Here is a 16,495-nt window from a genome sequence, read left to right as displayed (position 1 = left end):
ATAACCTGAAGGCCGCAGGTTCAAATCCTGCCCCCGCAACCAGACAGACAATCCAAAACCCCCGGGCCAAAAGGTCCGGGGGTTTTTGCGTTCCAATGCCACGAAAATGGTCACCACGTCGCGTCGTGCTGATGGCAGCCACAGACCAAGAGACAGAGGATGCCGCGCCCGACAGAAAGGGCATCACGCCAGACCGATCTGACATCCGGGGGAGGGGCTCGCCGTGTCCTGGCCGTTATCGCAAGTGCTCCACCCGCCACCGTCCGCCGAAGGAGCCTGCGGCAAGGGATGGTGCAGCCGCCTTGCACTCCCGTAAGGCGGTTGTCAGAGCCACGAGACGCTGCTCCTGCACATTGTGACGTCAACGGAAGGGGCATCTGCCCCGGCTATGTCAAGACCATCAGGACGAGATCACTCGTTGCGCCGACACGTCTGAGCGAATACCGGATGTCCGTCTTTCGTTTGACCTTCTACCCCTTAAGGTCCCGTTGGGTTTTGACCGACGGGCCCTATGATCGTCTTTCAGGTCAGGTGGATCCCGGGCAGCTTGCGAAATCTCGTCCGATGCCTTGAGGAGCATGCCGTCTGATCTGGTTGATGGTCATCGAGGTTCCTTGCGATGAATGACGTGATGACAGGATTGCTGTTCGCTGCGGTCTTCGCGTTGCTGGCCTGGGGCATGGCAAGGCAGGAGCGGATCTACGAGTTTCCTTTTCTGGTGGGCGCCGTCTCTTTCGCCTTCATCCTCGTCCAGGTTCCCGGACTGGCACATGACTATTTCGTGCCGCAGCCGGCCTTTGTCCGGACGGTTGCCTTCATGATCCTCTGCCTTTTCATGTGCTGGCTCGGATGGACCCGGCAGGCAGGATCGCCGGCCGCTCTCGAATGGACCTTCAGCGAAACGCGGCTTCTGGTGGCTGCCATGGTTCTGTCGGTCGCGGGCGCCTATTTTTACTATGCGCTCAGTCGGCTGCCGAGCGAAATGACGATCGCCGTTCAGATGACGGGCGTTCCTGTCATCTTCGTCTTCTTCTCCCGTCTGCTGGTCTATGGGCTGGCGATTTCCGCCTTGTGTCTTGCCCGGCGTTTTTCCTTTGCGGCGATGGGGATCATTGCCTTCGACCTTGTGTTCATCGGCGATCGAATCCTTCGAAGCGGCAGCCGCGCCGACACCGTCGAGCTGTTCATGATCTTCGCGCTTGCCTGGTGGTTCTATCGCCGTCGCGCCATCCCGAGATGGGTGGTCCTTTGCGGGCTGGTCTTCGGAACCTTGCTGATGAACAGCGTGGGCGACTACCGCGCGATCAGCAAGAGCGGCAACGGGCTGACCATCGAGGCCATGACCGAGATCGATCTTGTCGGCAACACATCGGCCATTCTCGCCAATGGCGGCGATGAGGTCAGGAATGCGATCAAGAGGATCAGCCATACGAGCGAGACGATGGAGTTCGACTACGGCCTGTCGCACTGGAACCGGCTCGTGTTCTCGTTCGTCCCGGCGCAGCTCCTGGGCGGCAAGGTGAAAGCCGACCTGATGATGCCGCTACCGGCACTGGCGCGGGACTATAGCCCGATCCGCGGCACGACGGAGACGGGGCTTGCCGATGCCTTCCAATCCTTCTGGTATTTCGGCGCCGTGGAATTCTTCCTTCTGGCCTATTTTTTGCGGCGCATCCTCGCCGCGGCAGACGCGGGATGGTTCGCAGGACAGTTCGTCTACGTGCTCTCCGTCGTGCCGGCGATGCACGCGATTTCGCACAAGACGGACTGGATCCTGATGGTGTGGATTCATATGCTGTTGTTCGCCGTGCCCGTCCTCGCCTTCGCCAGCATTCCCTCGTCCGGCCGGGAGGCGCGTGACCTTGCGGCGCCCTTGCCGGCCTAGGCCCGCCGCCCGCATCAGGAAGATCCGCCCTCGGCGGCTGCGGCCATGGACGTCGCAGCCATGACTGTTCGCAGACGTTCAGGAGCCATCATGGCAAACGCGCCCTTCCGGGATATCCGGCTTTTCACCGTCCTCTACATTGATGAAACGCAGATCCAGCATTCGAGCGTCGGAAAAGGCAGGTTGCCCACCCGGGATGTCTATATCGGATGTGCGTCGAACCTGCTCGCCAGCTGCGGTCGACACGGGGTTCGGGTCGAGATCCTGACGAACCAGCCAGCCTATGTGAATGCGCATCTTGTTCGCCTGGGTGCGCCGGAAATCGCGATCGGCGTCGCGTTCTCGCGCGACGTGCCGAAAGGCATTCCCTTCTACGCGGCGCATTTCAAGCTCGATGCCATTCGCCAGCTCGCAAGCGGCGCCTTCGGATCGCATGTCGGCCTGATCGACAATGATGTCGTCATGCTCAATCTTCCCGCAGCCGATCTCGCGACCTGGGACGATGATCGGCTTTTCGTCTACGACATTTCGGGGACGGTCCTCGAGGAGTATGGTGCCGACCGCGTTCGATCGGACCTGCGGCGCGTCGCGAGAGCCGAGCTTCGCTCAACACATTGGTATGGCGGGGAGTTTATTGCCGGGTCGTGCGGGGCATTCAAATCTTTGTCCGAGCGGATCGAGCGCCTGTGGCCGACCTATAAGGCGCTGACCGGCGAGTTGCACCATGTGGGTGACGAGATGATCGTGTCCGCGGCGCTCAACAGCCTGCTCGACGAGGACGCGATCCACCTCATCGATGTCGGCGACGGGCGGCATCGCTGGATCAGCCGGTGGTTTTCGACACGGTCGCGGTTTCGCCAGATGCCCCTGTCCCACCATCTCGGCAGTTCGATGCTGCACCTTCCTGCCGACAAGCGGTTCATCGCCGCAGCCGTTGCACGTCCCTTCGAACCCGACCCGTTCATTTTGCAGTATCGCAGACACGTGCAACGCAAGCTTCTCCTGAGGAAGCTCGTCAATGCCATCGGCCTGATCCGGGGCGAACGCCCGCGCCAGGTTCCCCGACTGTCTTGACCGGCGCGCCGGCGATAGGCTCGTCCGCCCCGGGCGTCTCGCGTGTCTTCAGCCCGCCCTACCGCTTTCGATCATATTGCGATCGCCGCGATCCGGGTGCTGATATGCCTCCGACATCTAGAGGCGAGGAGAGTATGATGAGGGTCGTCTTCGCAAACCGCTATTTTTACCCGGACCAGTCGGCAACGAGCCGGGTCGTGTCCTCGGTTGCCTTCGGTTTGGCAAGGCGAGGCTTCGACGTCATCGTGATGACAAGCCGTGATATCCATAATCGACGCGACATCGTGCTTCCGGCGGAAGAGACCGTCTTCGGCGTGACGATCCGGCGATTGTCGACCACGCGGTTCGGACGCCAGACCCTTCTCGGCAGGGGCTTTGACTATCTGATGTTCCATCTTCTGTCGTTCTTCTGGATGATGGCCCATATTTCGCACGACGATATCGCCGTCATCTGCACGGATCCGCCGCTGCTCTCGGTCACCAGCGGTGTTGCGCTGCGGTTGAAGAACGCCGTGATGGTGAACTGGATCATGGATCTCTTCCCGGAAGCGGCCATCGAGCTCGGCTATTTCACCCGCGGGAATGTTTTGGCGAGGCTGACACTGGCCGCGCGCAACGCGTCTCTCCGCATGCGCGGTCTCTGCATCTGCTCGACGGACACCATGGCGGAATACCTGACGCGCCAAGGCATTGCCGAGGGTCGCGTGATCGTCTCGCACCACTGGTCGGATGGCGCGGAAATCCGACCCGTCGACCCCGCCGAGAACGGGTTGCGCAGCGCCTGGGGTCTCGATGACGCCTTCGTGGTCGGCTACTCCGGCAATTTCGGGCGGGCCCATGACTTCGAGACGACGTTGGGTGCGGCCGAAAGGCTGCGTGCCGACGAAACGATCCGGTTTCTGATGATCGGCGGCGGCCACCATCATGCGGCGGTCACTGCCAAGGCTCGGCAAGCCGATCTCCGCACGATGCTTTTCCAACCGTTGCAACCGATCGACAGGCTCAGCGAAAGCCTTGGTGCCGCAGATGTCCATCTGGTCTCGCTCCTGCCACAGCTCGAGCACTGCATCATTCCCAGCAAGTTCTACGGCATCCTGGCCGCCGGGCGCCCGACGATCTTCATCGGCGCCAAGGACGGCGAAGTGGCGCGCGTCATCGAACGCGCAGGCTGCGGTCTGCATGTGGAGCTCGGCGATGCGGACGGGCTCGTGCGCGCCATTCGATACCTGCGCGACAACCCCGCGATCTGCCGGGCCATGGGTGCCCGCGCACGCGCGCTCTTGGTATCCGACTACTCGCGCGACGGTGCCATCGAGGGCTGGTGCAAAAGGATCGCGGACCTCGCGCAGGCGCCGTATCCGTCGACGCCCGCGACGGAGGGATTGGCGCCATGAACAACAAGGTCGTCGTCAGCCAGCTGGGCGCCCGCATGCACTATGCCGTTCCCCGTATCTTCGGGTCGCAGGGACGGCTTGCGCATTTCTACACGGACATCTGCGCGACAAAAGGTTGGCCACGCCTTTTGTCGGCGCTGCCGAAGGGCGTGCTGCCGGCCTCTGTCCGCCGTCTTGCCGGGCGGCAACCGAACGGCGTGCCGGCCGACCTGATCACCGTGTTTCCAAGCTTCGGCATCCGCTCGGCGCTGCGACGAATGGCGTCAAGGGATGTCATCGGTGAGACGTCACATGCCTTGTGGGCCGGCGCCCGGTTCTCGCAACTGGTCGCGGGTCGGGGTTTTCACGGAGCGGCCGGCCTCTACGCCTTCAGCGGCGACGCGCTGGAGCAGATGCAAGCCGCAAAGCGCCAAGGCCTCTGGACAGCGGTCGAGCAGATGATCGCGCCCCGGGAGGTCGTGGAAAGGCTGATCGACCAGGAAATCGCGCGCTTCCCGGCCTGGGCCGGCCCCCAGACGGCGAATGTGTTCGCCTCTGTCTTTGCCGAGCGCGAGAAAGCCGAGTGGGATCTCGCGGACGCGATCGTCTGCCCGTCGCGCTTCGTGCGCGACCATGTCGTGGCCTGCGGGGGCCCCGCCGATCGCTGCATCGTCGTTCCCTACGGGGTGAATGCGCCCGTCGCCGTGGAAAGAACCCATCGCATGCCGGGACCGCTGCGGGTGCTCACGGTCGGCGAGGTGGGTCTGCGCAAGGGCTCGCCTTATGTTGTCGAGGCGGCGCGCCTCGCGGGCCGATCGGCGGTGTTCCGCATGGCGGGCCGCACCTTCTTGCCAGATGATCTCCAGCGGGAGATCTCGAGATGGGTGACCTTGCGGGGCATCGTTCCTCGTGCCGACATCGGCGCGGAGCTTCGCTGGGCGGACGTCTTTCTCCTGCCCTCGATTTGCGAAGGCTCGGCCACCGCCGTCTACGAGGCGCTTGCAGCCGGCCTTCCCGTCATTACGACTGAAAATACCGGCAGTGTCGTTCGCGATGGCGTCGACGGCTTCATCGTTCCCACCGGCAACGCGGTCGAGATTGCGCTGGCTGTCGAGCGCCTTGCCGGCGACGCGGAGCTGCGCGCCGACATGTCCCGCAACGCCTTGAGCCGGGCTGCAGAGTTTACCGTCGAACATTATGGAAAGCGCCTGCTGGCCGCACTCTCGCAACTCGAGGCGTGAGACCGTCTTGCGTGAAAACAGCAAGCATTGGATCAGCCGATGAAAATCGTTCATGTCATCGCCTCCATCGACCCGAAGAACGGGGGGCTTCAAGCGGTCGCGATGCGGCTCGCCGCCGCTCAGGCCGCGACCGGATCGGAGGTGCACCTCGTCGCCTATGGGAGCGTCGAGGTGCATCGACAGGTGATCGAGCTTGGAAAGGCCATTCCCGGCTTTTCCAGCGTCCATCTCCATATTCTCGGCACACCCGGCCGGTTCGAGAGCCTGTTCTGCTTCCGGGGACGACGTCGGCTGCAGGACCTGCTGCCTGGCACCGCGTTCATCCACATTCACGGCGTCTGGGAGCCGCTGCTGCTGCATGCCTCAAAACTGGCAGGACCGATTCCCTACTGCGTGTGCCCAGCCGGGATGCTGGATCACTGGAGCCTTGCGCAGAAGCGGTGGAAGAAGCGCATTGCCTTGCATCTCTGCTACGCCCGCATGCTGAACAGGGCGGCGTTCATTCACGTCCTCAACGTCGACGAACGGCGTGCGGTCGAGCCGCTGGGTTTCCGCGCGCCGAACGTCATCATTCCCAATGGGGTTTTCCCGGAGGAGTACGAGCCTTTGCCTCCGAAGGCTCTCTTTCGGACCCGGATCGGTTTCCCCGAAAACCGTCGTTACATCCTTTTTCTGTCACGCCTCCACATGAAAAAGGGGCTCGATATTCTGGCAGAGGCTTTTGCGCTTCTGGCCGGGCAGCATCCCGATATCGATCTGGTCGTCGCGGGCCCCGATGATGGGGCAGAGGCCGAGTTCAAGGCGCGGATCGCAGCATCCGGTCTTGCGGACAGGGTGCATATGACCGGACCTCTCTACGGGGACGTGAAAACCGCCGCCCTGGCGGAGGCCGCCTGTTTCTGCCTCCCCAGTCGCCAGGAAGGTTTCAGCATCGCCATCCTCGAGGCGCTCGCCTGCGCCACGCCTGTGGTCATTTCGGATCAGTGCCATTTTCCGGAGGTGGCGAAAGCCGATGCAGGACTGATCGTCACGCTCGATCCGGGCGACGTCGCAGAGGGCCTCGATACCCTCCTGCAGGATCGCATCGCGGCCCACCAGATGGGGCGGAACGGGCGACAGATGATTTTCGAGACGTTTACCTGGCCCGCAATCGCCGAATTGACGCTCCAGCACTACGAGGCGAGCGCATACGCGGCACCGGCCTCGCGCCGGCGGACCCGGACGGGTTTTGCGGGATTGCCCACATAGATCGTCCAGGGGTCGAGCGACCGGGCCGTCACGCCCCTTGCGCCGAGCACGGCGCCTTCTCCGAGCGTCACGCCGGGTCCGACGAAGGCTTCGGCCGCAACCCACGCATTGGCGCCGATGATGATCGGGCGGGCGATCAACCGAAACGCGCTGTCCTGGACATCGTGCGTCCCGGTGCAGAGATGGGCGCGCTGGGAGACGGACGCGAAGGTCTGAATGGTGATCGAGGCGACATTGTAGCAGATCACGCCCGGTCCCATGGACGCGTAGGCGTCCATGACAAGATGGGCTGGCCACCAGATCCTCGCCTTTGCATGGACCGTCGCGGTCGCGTGGATCCGCGCGCCGAACAGGCGCAGGAGCAGATTGCGCCAGCGGCGAAACGGGGGTGGCGTCCAGGCCGCCAGAAGCAGCCAGGTGATCATCCAGACGAACCGGAAAAGCCGGAACCGGAGCGCGTAGGTCGGGCCTCCGAAGCGGGGCAGTGTCGCCCGAGCCGCGTCGAATGTCGGGTCGTCATATCTGGAGCGCATCGTCATTTCCCTCGATAAGATGTCGCGCTGTCCGCGCCACGCCTCCGCCGCGACGGCGTAATGCCACAGGCGCGGACGGTGAAGGCCTATGCGTCCTGCTCGGCGTCTCGTCGTCCCGTGAGAGCGGCGACCGGCTCCCGGCCACCCAGAACATCATGCCCCAAAGCCGCATTGCGCGTCTTTGCAGGAAAAGGTCCGAGCCGCATCCGCATCAGGGTGCCTGTCGAGACAAGAACGAAGAGCGTGTGCAAGCCGATCGGCACGAGAAGCCCTGCCGCCATAATATCTGCGGGGATTGCCAGCCGGATGCCCGCATAGCCCACGCCCCCGCAGGCCGCCGATATCAGCATCAGCGTGCGGGTCGCGGAGGAGGTGGTCAGGCCGTGATCCAGCAGGAGATGGTGCAGATGCCAGCGGTCGGCGGACATCGGGCTTCGCCTGGCAAGGAGCCGGCGGAGGATGAGGCTGAGCGTATCCATCACGGGAACGAAGACCACCCAGAGAAGCGCGGGAAAGGACACCTGCGGAGCGGTCGCGGTGATCTGGAGGATGGCATAGGCGATGACCAGTCCGAGCGCCGTGCTGCCAGCATCTCCCAGGAAGACGCTGGCACGAAGGCGCCAGGGGTTGCGCATGTTGAAGACGAGGAAAGCGCAGATGCAGACGAGAAGCGTTTCGAGCGGCGGAATGAGATCCGGCAAGCTGGCGAAGGCCGCGATGACGATCAGCCAAGCAAGACTGACCGCCGCCGTTCCTCCGGCAAGACCGTCGATCCCGTCCAGCATGTTCCAGGCGTTGATCATACCTGTCATGAACAGCACATAGATCAGGACGAGAAGAGGCGTCAGGACAAGCGCATCGGACACGGTCAGGAGACCGGCTGAAAGCGCACCGGTCCTGAGGCTTCCGATAAGCAGGATCGAGACGAGCAGCTGCGCAACCAGACGGCCGGTCGCGGGCAGGGACAGGCGGTCATCCAACACGCCGATGCCGACAATCACCGCCAGGCCGAGCCAGAAGGGCGGAGTCAAAAGGGCCGAGGCAGCCCCGAATTGTGCTGCGCAGGCAAATGTCGCGAAGATGGCGACGCCGCCGCACAAGGGAACGGTTCCGCAATGCCGTTTGCGGACGGCATCGGGGCGGTCGACGATCCCGAAGGCGATGCTGAGGCGGCGCGCTGTCGCGATGAAGGCGATGCCGAGCAGGAAGGTCGCACTGGTTGTCAGAAGCATCGACGACATGGCAGGTCCTCTCGATCGTGACGGGCAGGGCAAACGGGGGTCGACTCGGTTTCGACGCTGCGGCGATTGTAGGAAGCTCTCGGCAATTCCGGTAAGCCGCCAAAAGGCAGGATGCCTCCATCAAAAGACGTGCGGGAGGACGTTGGGACGCTTCAGCCGTTCGCGAACCACCCGGAGATAGTTCTTCAGGGGAAGCGGAATGACGGTGCGCAGCCCCGCCCGCAGACCGTTGGGGATCGACCATGCGTCGACGTCGAGTGTCGGCAGGTGTTGGGGGCCGTCGATCAGGGCCGATGTGATGATGGCGTTGTAGCGGGCGCCCATCGTCTCGATGCCGAACCGGCCAGGCACGGTCTCGCGTGCTGCATCGGACATTCTTGCGAGAAGGTCCCGATTGTCATCCAGCCTGGCGATGGCCTGGGCGGCGGCCGTGTAATTTCCGACCGGGAAAAGGATGCCGTTGCGTCCATCGTCCACGACGGTGTCCGTGACGCCCCGGATGTGCGAAACGACCGGCACGCAGCCTCCGGCCATCGCCTCGATCATCGTCATGCCGAGCCCCTCGAAGCGCGACGGCATGATGAGGACGTCGTGCTCCGCGATGAAGGTGCTGATCCGCGAAGGGTCGACGGCACCCGAGAAATGAACGCGCGAGGCATGGTTCGCCAACCGTCGCTTCAGCTTGGCCAGGTCCGGCCCATCGCCGACAACGGTCAGGCGGATTGTGTCCGGCAGGGCGTCGAGGATTTCGCGAAGCCACAAAACCCCCTTCGAGGCGTCCTCTATCCGACCGACGAACAGCGTCCGAAGCTCGGCCGGCGCACTCTTGCGGCGTTCTGCCGCTATGCGGAATGCGTCCGTGTCGATCGCGCTGGGGACCGCGAACGTCCTGTCGCGCGGGAAGCCGTGGTGTTCGACGAGGTCCTGGCGAATGCGCTCGGACACGCCGATGGTGACATGGCTATAGTCGCGGATCGCCTTGGCCGCCGCATAGGTTCCCGGCGTGATGTTGTGGACGATGGCGATGCGCAGGATATCGGGCGGCAGGTACCGGGAAATATTGGTCTGGAAGCGATCGCCGAGGATGTTGACGAAGATACCGGCATATCCCTGCTTTCGTATCTCTTCGACAACCAGCTTGGCCCTTTCCTTTTCGGTGGTCTGCGGCGGCAGATACATCATCATGCCGCTATCGGTGTGACGCTGAACGTCGTGTCGCACGTCGGGATTGTCCTCGCAAAGTCCGAACCAGCTGACATCGACACCATATGGCGCCAGGGCGGCCCGGAGCGCCGTGAAAACGGTATAGGTTCCGCCGATATGCGGAATAACGAAATAGGCAAGTTTCATCGGACACCTCATGCATCGTGCGACCAGACGCACCTGCCCTGATCCCAGCGTCCGACCGGAGGACAGCTCCGGCCGTTTCGCGTGGTCGGATAGTAGAGACGCTGCCGATGGCGTGGAGTGGAACGGAGGTCGCAAGGCTCCCCTTCTTCGACTGTGTCGCCGTAACCTGTTTCCCCTTTCGAGGTAGGCCGCGTGCCAAACGGCGGCGTGGGAAGATCCCTGGATGGGCGCTAACCGTTGCAACGTTGCCGATCGCGGTTTGCACACGCCGCCTTTAAGTCCCTGCCCATCCGGTGCCCCGTCTCTTCGAGACAGGGTTCCGCCAGCGGCTTCGCAGTCCGTCTGCGCTATGCGCCGACTTTTGGAGGTCCGATGAAAATCAGCCTGTTCGGACAGTTCGGTTCCGGCAACACCGGCAATGACGGCTCTCTGGAATCCATGATCCTCTTCCTGCGCAAGCTGCGTCCCGATGCCGAACTCCAATGCATCTGCTCCAATCCAAGGGTGGTACAGGCGCGATACGGCATTCCTGCAAAGAGCGTCGGTGGGCCAGCTCCGTCGAGCCTCTTCGCAAGGACTCTCAATAAGGTTCTGTTCAACCTGCCGCGGAGGGTCATTCTGCTTTTTTCGGCGCTCGGGCAGTTTAATGACATCGATCTCATGATCGTTCCCGGCACAGGAATTCTGGACGACTTCCAGGACAGGGTGCTCGGTTGGCCGCTTGTGCTCTTTTGCTGGTGCCTTGCGGCAAGGCTCCGCAACACCCGCATCGCGTTCGTCAGCATCGGGGCTGGGCCCGTCCACGGCCGGCTCAGCCGCTTGCTTCTGGTTTCCGCGGCAAGAATGGCGACCTATCGCTCGTATCGCGACGAAGCCTCCCTGCGTTTCATGACGTCGGTCGGGATCGATGTCGCAAACGATCATCGCTATCCGGACATCGCGTTCGGCCTGCCGTCTCCGCCGATCGTTCCGCGTCGGGCCGCTTGGCGAGAGGCCAGCGAGAGCACCGCCTGCTCCGACGCACCGCTGACCTTCGGCGTGGGGATCATGCAGTATCGCGGATGGCGGCACCACGATCCCAAGGCTGACGACATCTATGCGGACTACATCGCGAAGATGTCCGATTTTGTCGGAAGGCTGGCCGCCGATGGCCATCGTGTCTGCCTTTTCATGGGCGACGTGACCGATGAGCGCGCTCGCGACGACATCCTGAACGGCCTGGCCGACACGTTGTCTGCCGAGCAGCGAAGCCGGATCGAGGCCCATTCCGGCAAAACGCTTCAGGATGTCATGGCGCTCGTCGCCGACGTGGATATCACCGTGGTGTCACGGTACCACAATCTGGTGTGCTCGCTCAAACTGGGGCGACCCAGCATATCGCTTGGATATGCGCAGAAAAACGACGACCTCATGCAGAGGTTCGGGCAGCGAGCCTATTCGCGGCATATCGAACGCTTCGACACCGAGGAGCTTCTGGTGCTCGTGCGGCGGCTGATCGCCGACCGGCAGGGGGCGACCGAAGCCATTGCGCAGACCAACGCGGGTGTCCGGGCGCAACTCGCCGATCAGGAGAACCTCCTGTACCGGACGCTCTTGTCCATGCCAGCGCCGCTCGCCGCGCCCGATCTGCCGGAGCGGCCGACTGGCTCTGCCCCGCCCGGCGGAGAGACGTCGCTGCTTCACTGAACGTCCGGCCGGCGACCGGAATGACAATTTCCACCTTCTTGCCGATACCCACCGGAGCGACAGAGATGTGCCTGAACACGCAGCCTACGCAGCGCTCGCCTGACCGCCTGTCAGCGGTTCCTCTGTCATCGAGGAGGCTGTCATGACCGTGCGAAGAGCCTTCATCCTGTCCTCGATCGAGCAGTATCTTGCCATCGTGATCAATGTCGTGGTCGTCGCAACGATGGCCCGCCTGCTGACGACGGACGGCATCGGGCACATGGTCACCGGCATCGGTATCGGTGCCGTGGCGCTCTCGTTGCGCGAGTTCGCCACGCCGGAGTTCCTGATCCAAAGCCGGACGCTGAGGCTGACGGATATCCGGACGGCCTTTACGCTCCTTGCCGCGATCACACTGTGCGTCGCTGCCTGTGTCATGGCTGCGGCACCATGGATCGCACGCTTCTACGCCTTTCCGGAGCTTCCCTTCTTTCTGTTTCTCGTGCTGCTGTCGTCTGTCGCGGAGATCGTGTCGCTTCCCATCATCGCCATCCTGCGCCGGAACATGTCCTTCGGGCGTCTTGCCAATATCCGGACCGTCTCGCTCCTGGTGTCGGCTGTGGTGACGATATTGCTTGGATATCTGGGCACCGGATACATGAGCTATGCCTGGGGCATGCTGGCAGGGGCTGTCTCGCTTGCGGCTCTCGCCGTCACCGCGTCTCCCTATCCGCTTTCATCGATCTGTCGCCCGAGCCTTGCCGCCTGTCCGGAAGCGATCGCATTCGGTCGCTACAAGGGCGCCTCGCAGCTCGTGGACCGAATGTATGAAACCTTGCCGCAGCTTTTGCTCGGCAAGATCATTTCCTTGTCTTCCGTTGGTCTTTTCAACCGCGCCAACACGGTTTGCGGGATCCCGGACCGGATTATCATGTCGGCATTCTATGCGATGGCCTTTCCGGCTCTCAGCGCCAGCATGCGCGAGGGACGGGACATCCGGCAGGCCTACCTCCAGACGCTCGCCTACATTTCCTGCCTCTACTGGCCTGGCGTGCTGCTCATCGCCGTCACCGCAGAACCGATCGTTCACCTCGTGCTCGGATCGCAATGGTACGAGACGATCCATCTGGTTCGAATCCTTTCCCTCGCCTCCGTCTTCTGGTTTGCCGTCATCGTCACCAATCCGCTTCTCCTGGCTCTCGGAGAGAACAGAGATGCGTTCCGCAGCAGCCTGATGTGCAGAAGTGTCGCCACGGTGCTGCTTTGCGCCGCCAGCGTCCATGGCGTGACGGCCATGGCGCTCAGCCAGTTCGCATCGCTTCCGATCCAGATGGTCATCTCCCTCGCCTTTGCGCGGCGACATCTGCACTTCACCCTCCTCGACCTCTGGTCCGCGATCCGCCCCAGCATCATCGTCACAACCTGTGCGATGACGGGCCCGCTGGTGCTGCTGATGGTCAACGGCTGGGAGGACGAGATGGGGCCGGGCGCGCTCATTCTCACCTGTCTGCTTGCCGGGGCCGGGTGGCTACCGGGCCTGATCATCGCGCGACATCCCTTTCTGGTCGAGGTCCGGCTCCTGGCTGCCAAGCTCGTCTCTGCGCTGCCCTGGCTGCGACGCCGTTTCCCGGCTTTGGGAGCCTGAGGCCATGTCCAGCATCGATGTCGTCGTCCCGAACTACAATTACGGTCGATATCTGAGGGCTTGCGTGCGGAGCGTGCTGGATCAGCCGTCCGTCACGGTCCGCGTCCTGATCGTCGATAATGCTTCGACCGACGACAGCGCCGCGATCGCGACCGCGCTTGCCGCCGAAGACGAACGGGTTCACGTCGTCCTGCGGTCGCGGAACTTGGGGACGCATGCCTCCTTCAACCAGGGAATCGACTGGGCGGAGGCGGACTACTTCCTTCTGTTGTGCGCGGACGACGTGCTGTCGCCAGGCGCGCTGAGCCGCGCCCTGCATGTCTTGGACAGTGATCGGTCTCTCTCGTTCTGTCACGGCCGCGACGTGCCGCTCCGCGGCGACCTGCCCATGCCTTCGATGCCGCTTCAAGGGGATATGCCTGCCTACCGACGCGTCGGCAGCCGGGCGTTCATCGCGCGCTTCTGCAGGATGGGTGTCTTTCAGATCTCGAGCCCCACCGTCGTCGTGCGAACCTGCGTGCAGAAACGCGCCGGCCATTATCGCGAGACCCTGCCGCATACCGATGATTACGAGATGTGGCTGCGGCTGGCTTTGCACGGACCGGTGGCGGAACTTGACTGCGTTCAGGCCGGTCTGCGCTCGCACGACTGCAACCGCTCAAAGCTCCTGGTGAGCGACGAACTGCAGCACATCCTTCACACGATCCAAGCCGCCCAATCGTTCTTCGATCACGAGGGGGGTGCCATGAAGCGCGGCCGGAGCCTGCGCCGACAGGCCCTGCAGGGCCTCGCCCATCGCGCCTATTGGTGCGGGGTTATCCAGTTCCTGCGTGAGGGAACCAAGGCGTCGGATTATTTCCGGCTCGCCTTCCGGCTTTCGCCGATCGTCGCCATTCTTCCGCCGATCGCCTATCTCCTCAGCCGTCCCGACCGATTGCGGCGGTTTGTGTCGCTGCCCCCGTTTGGAAAGAAGCCGGGTCGGCGCCTGTTATAAGCCGGCGACGATCGTGTGCATGCGCGCGAATGAACCAGTAAGACGGACGCTATTCGACCGTTACCGACTTGGCGAGATTGCGGGGTTGATCGACATCCGTGCCCATGAGCACGGCCGTATGATAGGCCAGCATCTGGAGCGGCAGGGCAAAGATCATCGGGGCGATGATATCGTCCACCTGCGGCAGAACGATCGTTGCGAAGGTTGCAAGATGCGATCGGGCTGATCCGGCTTCGTCGGTGATGAAAATGATCTTGCCGCCACGCGCAGCGACTTCCTGCATGTTGGAGACCGTCTTTTCAAAGAAGCGGTCATAGGGCGCAATCACGATGACCGGCATGCTGTCGTCGACAAGCGCGATGGGCCCATGCTTCAGTTCGCCTGCGGCATACCCTTCGGCATGGATGTAGGCGATCTCCTTGAGTTTGAGGGCGCCCTCCAGAGCCAGAGGGTAGCTGGTGCCGCGGCCGATATAGAGAACATGCCGGAAACGGCAGAGATGTGACGCCAGCTCTTCGATCTGCGGCTTCATATCAGTCAGAACATGGGTCATGACCCTGGGCACTTCGATGAGATGCCCGACGAGCGCCTGTTCCTGCGGTGCGTCGATCATCCCGCGGCGAAGTCCCGCCGCGATCGCAAGGCAGGCAAAGACGGCCAGCTGACAGGTGAAGGCTTTGGTCGAGGCGACGCCAATCTCGGGACCGGCCACGATGGGGAACACGGCGTCGGCCTCTCGGGCGATGGTCGAGCCTTCGACATTGACGACCGCGCCGGTTGCCATTCCGCTTGTCCGGCAAGCGTGCAGCGCCGCAAGCGTATCTGCGGTTTCGCCCGACTGCGAGACGAAGAGAGCCGCATCACCGACGCGATTTCGCAGATCGCGGTAGCGCAGCTCGGACGCGACCTCGGTTATCGCGGGCAGGCCGGAATAACGTTCGAAGTAGGATTTGCCGATGCACCCGGCGAGGTAGGCCGTCCCGCAGGCCGATATCGTCACGCCAGCCATCGCAGAAAAATCCACCGCGTGTCCGACCTTGATGCGTCTTGTGGCAAAATCGACGTAGCTGGCCAGCACGCGGGAGATCGCCTCCGGCTGTTCCGTGATCTCTTTCTCCATGAAATGCCTGTGTTGGCCCTTGTCCGTCAGATATGCGCAGCTCTGGGCGATCTGCCGCGCTCGCTGAACCCGATGACCGCAGGCATCGAGGAGCGTCGCCTCATCCCGGGTGATGACGGCGCAATCGCCGTTTGCAAGATAGGTGACCTCGTTCGTGAAGGGGGCCAAAGCGACGGCATCCGAGCCGAAGAACATTTCGCCATGGCCGTGTCCGATCGCGAGCGGTGGCCCACAGCGCGCAGCCATCATCATGCCAGGATGCGACCGCAGCATGATGGCGAAGGCGTAAGCGCCGCGCAGACAGCGGAGCATCGCCAGCATGGCGGCAACGGGGTCGTGTCCGTCCGCCAAAGACCGCGCCAGCATATGCGCGAGGATCTCCGTATCCGTCTCGCTCTCGAAAAAGACGCCGTTCGCAGCAAGGTCTTGCCGGAGTTCGGAGAAGTTCTCAATAATGCCGTTGTGGACGATGCAGACATCCCCGACGACATGCGGATGCGCATTCGTTTCGTTTGCGATGCCGTGTGTGGCCCAGCGCGTATGCCCCAAGCCGATCGTGCCGTCGATCGGATCGGCGTCGAGCCGTTGCTGGAGGTTTGCCAGCTTTCCCGCCGCCCGGCGTCGCTCCATCCTGCCGCCTGCGATCGTAGCGATGCCGGCCGAGTCGTACCCTCGGTAATCCAGGCGCCGAAGAGCATCCACCAACCGGCCGGCAACCGGCTCGCCGCTAACTATACCGACCAGACCGCACATTCGCAGATCTCCTTGTCATCTTCACATACATCCATCTTCACGTACGCCCATCTTCACGTACGCCTATTTTCACGTACGCCGGACTGTACAAGCCGGGCGTCCAATTCCTATCGCGGCTTTGGGGGGTGAAACGACACCGTGTAAGTCTTTCGGACGACGATCAAAGCATTACCGGCCCTGCCAAAAGAGAAAAATGTGCGTTCACGAAATCGTGTGCCGTTCTCTGTTGACACAGAAGAGACGCTATCGATTCCGGAAGAAGAACGGCTGCCGGAAGAGCGAAAACGTCTGTATTATCAGACAACATAAAGGTGGAATTTGAATCCAAATTAACTATTGCTGAGACAGTCCGATGAACGTCTGGTCGATCAGC

12 protein-coding genes are annotated in these 16,495 nt (G+C 62.7%); 8 read left to right on the top strand and 4 right to left on the bottom strand.

The window, feature by feature from the left end; genetic code table 11:
- The first annotated feature begins 631 nt into the window (after window positions 1-631).
- From ASG03_RS09710 to ASG03_RS09690, 5 genes are all read left to right on the top strand, one after another.
- Complete coding sequence (locus tag ASG03_RS09710) at window positions 632-1,885, top strand: hypothetical protein (protein WP_244475211.1); 1,254 nt, start codon at window positions 632-634, stop codon at window positions 1,883-1,885.
- A gap of 90 nt (window positions 1,886-1,975) precedes the next feature.
- On the top strand, window positions 1,976-2,959 hold the full coding sequence (locus tag ASG03_RS09705; protein ID WP_062693401.1) for a hypothetical protein: 984 nt from the start codon (window positions 1,976-1,978) through the stop codon (window positions 2,957-2,959).
- 134 nt (window positions 2,960-3,093) lie between these two features.
- Window positions 3,094-4,353, top strand: coding sequence for a glycosyltransferase family 4 protein (locus tag ASG03_RS09700; protein WP_244475210.1), 1,260 nt, complete (start codon window positions 3,094-3,096; stop codon window positions 4,351-4,353).
- On the top strand, window positions 4,350-5,573 hold the full coding sequence (locus ASG03_RS09695) for a glycosyltransferase family 4 protein (protein ID WP_062693399.1): 1,224 nt from the start codon (window positions 4,350-4,352) through the stop codon (window positions 5,571-5,573). Before ASG03_RS09700 ends, ASG03_RS09695 begins: the two co-directional genes overlap by 4 nt.
- Window positions 5,574-5,612: 39 nt before the next feature.
- A complete protein-coding gene (locus ASG03_RS09690; protein WP_062693452.1) occupies window positions 5,613-6,821 on the top strand; it encodes a glycosyltransferase in 1,209 nt (402 codons plus the stop codon).
- Here the strand turns inward: ASG03_RS09690 and ASG03_RS09685 are convergent.
- From ASG03_RS09685 to ASG03_RS09675, 3 genes are all read right to left on the bottom strand, one after another.
- Window positions 6,746-7,354, bottom strand: coding sequence for a putative colanic acid biosynthesis acetyltransferase (locus ASG03_RS09685; RefSeq protein WP_062693398.1), 609 nt, complete (start codon window positions 7,352-7,354; stop codon window positions 6,746-6,748). The genes ASG03_RS09690 and ASG03_RS09685 overlap by 76 nt on opposite strands.
- 86 nt (window positions 7,355-7,440) lie before the next feature.
- Window positions 7,441-8,595, bottom strand: a complete 1,155-nt coding sequence (locus ASG03_RS09680; RefSeq protein WP_062693397.1) for an MraY family glycosyltransferase — start codon at window positions 8,593-8,595, stop codon at window positions 7,441-7,443.
- A gap of 120 nt (window positions 8,596-8,715) precedes the next feature.
- Window positions 8,716-9,945: a glycosyltransferase family 4 protein gene (locus ASG03_RS09675; RefSeq protein ID WP_062693396.1), complete on the bottom strand. Its 1,230-nt coding sequence runs from the start codon at window positions 9,943-9,945 to the stop codon at window positions 8,716-8,718.
- A 372-nt stretch (window positions 9,946-10,317) separates the two neighbouring features.
- On the opposite strand from ASG03_RS09675, the gene ASG03_RS09670 reads away from it, so the two are divergent.
- The 3 genes from ASG03_RS09670 to ASG03_RS09660 all read left to right on the top strand — a co-directional run bounded on the left by ASG03_RS09670 (window position 10,318) and on the right by ASG03_RS09660 (window position 14,249).
- Window positions 10,318-11,631 (top strand): polysaccharide pyruvyl transferase family protein, encoded by a 1,314-nt coding sequence (locus ASG03_RS09670; protein WP_082475647.1) that lies wholly within the window; start codon window positions 10,318-10,320, stop codon window positions 11,629-11,631.
- A gap of 142 nt (window positions 11,632-11,773) precedes the next feature.
- Window positions 11,774-13,255 carry an oligosaccharide flippase family protein gene (locus tag ASG03_RS09665; protein ID WP_062693395.1) on the top strand — a complete coding sequence of 494 codons (1,482 nt, stop codon included), beginning with the start codon at window positions 11,774-11,776 and terminating at the stop codon, window positions 13,253-13,255.
- Window positions 13,256-13,259: 4 nt separating this feature from the next.
- On the top strand, window positions 13,260-14,249 hold the full coding sequence (locus ASG03_RS09660; RefSeq protein WP_082475646.1) for a glycosyltransferase family 2 protein: 990 nt from the start codon (window positions 13,260-13,262) through the stop codon (window positions 14,247-14,249).
- Window positions 14,250-14,298: 49 nt separating this feature from the next.
- On the opposite strand, the gene glmS is transcribed toward ASG03_RS09660, so the two are convergent.
- The gene (glmS, locus tag ASG03_RS09655) at window positions 14,299-16,122 is read right to left on the bottom strand and encodes a glutamine--fructose-6-phosphate transaminase (isomerizing) (RefSeq protein WP_062693394.1); all 1,824 of its coding nucleotides are present in this window, start codon (window positions 16,120-16,122) and stop codon (window positions 14,299-14,301) included.
- Window positions 16,123-16,495: the final 373 nt, after the last annotated feature.

The sequence above is a fragment of the Rhizobium sp. Leaf341 genome, from assembly GCF_001424325.1.
Classification (GTDB): Bacteria; Pseudomonadota; Alphaproteobacteria; order Rhizobiales; family Rhizobiaceae; genus Ferranicluibacter.
Note: the sequence above shows the minus strand (reverse complement) of the source record. Positions and strands in the feature narration are given on the sequence as shown.

Excerpts from the sequence above, each read along its gene's own strand:
- ASG03_RS09710 (WP_244475211.1), top strand. The coding sequence starts at position 632 with ATGACAGGATTGCTGTTCGCTGCGGTCTTCGCGTTGCTGGCCTGGGGC.
- ASG03_RS09705 (WP_062693401.1), top strand. The coding sequence starts at position 1,976 with ATGGCAAACGCGCCCTTCCGGGATATCCGGCTTTTCACCGTCCTCTAC.
- ASG03_RS09700 (WP_244475210.1), top strand. The coding sequence starts at position 3,094 with ATGATGAGGGTCGTCTTCGCAAACCGCTATTTTTACCCGGACCAGTCG.
- ASG03_RS09695 (WP_062693399.1), top strand. The coding sequence starts at position 4,350 with ATGAACAACAAGGTCGTCGTCAGCCAGCTGGGCGCCCGCATGCACTAT.
- ASG03_RS09690 (WP_062693452.1), top strand. The coding sequence starts at position 5,613 with ATGAAAATCGTTCATGTCATCGCCTCCATCGACCCGAAGAACGGGGGG.
- ASG03_RS09685 (WP_062693398.1), bottom strand. The coding sequence starts at position 7,354 with ATGCGCTCCAGATATGACGACCCGACATTCGACGCGGCTCGGGCGACA.
- ASG03_RS09680 (WP_062693397.1), bottom strand. The coding sequence starts at position 8,595 with ATGTCGTCGATGCTTCTGACAACCAGTGCGACCTTCCTGCTCGGCATC.
- ASG03_RS09675 (WP_062693396.1), bottom strand. The coding sequence starts at position 9,945 with ATGAAACTTGCCTATTTCGTTATTCCGCATATCGGCGGAACCTATACC.
- ASG03_RS09670 (WP_082475647.1), top strand. The coding sequence starts at position 10,318 with ATGAAAATCAGCCTGTTCGGACAGTTCGGTTCCGGCAACACCGGCAAT.
- ASG03_RS09665 (WP_062693395.1), top strand. The coding sequence starts at position 11,774 with ATGACCGTGCGAAGAGCCTTCATCCTGTCCTCGATCGAGCAGTATCTT.
- ASG03_RS09660 (WP_082475646.1), top strand. The coding sequence starts at position 13,260 with ATGTCCAGCATCGATGTCGTCGTCCCGAACTACAATTACGGTCGATAT.
- glmS (WP_062693394.1), bottom strand. The coding sequence starts at position 16,122 with ATGTGCGGTCTGGTCGGTATAGTTAGCGGCGAGCCGGTTGCCGGCCGG.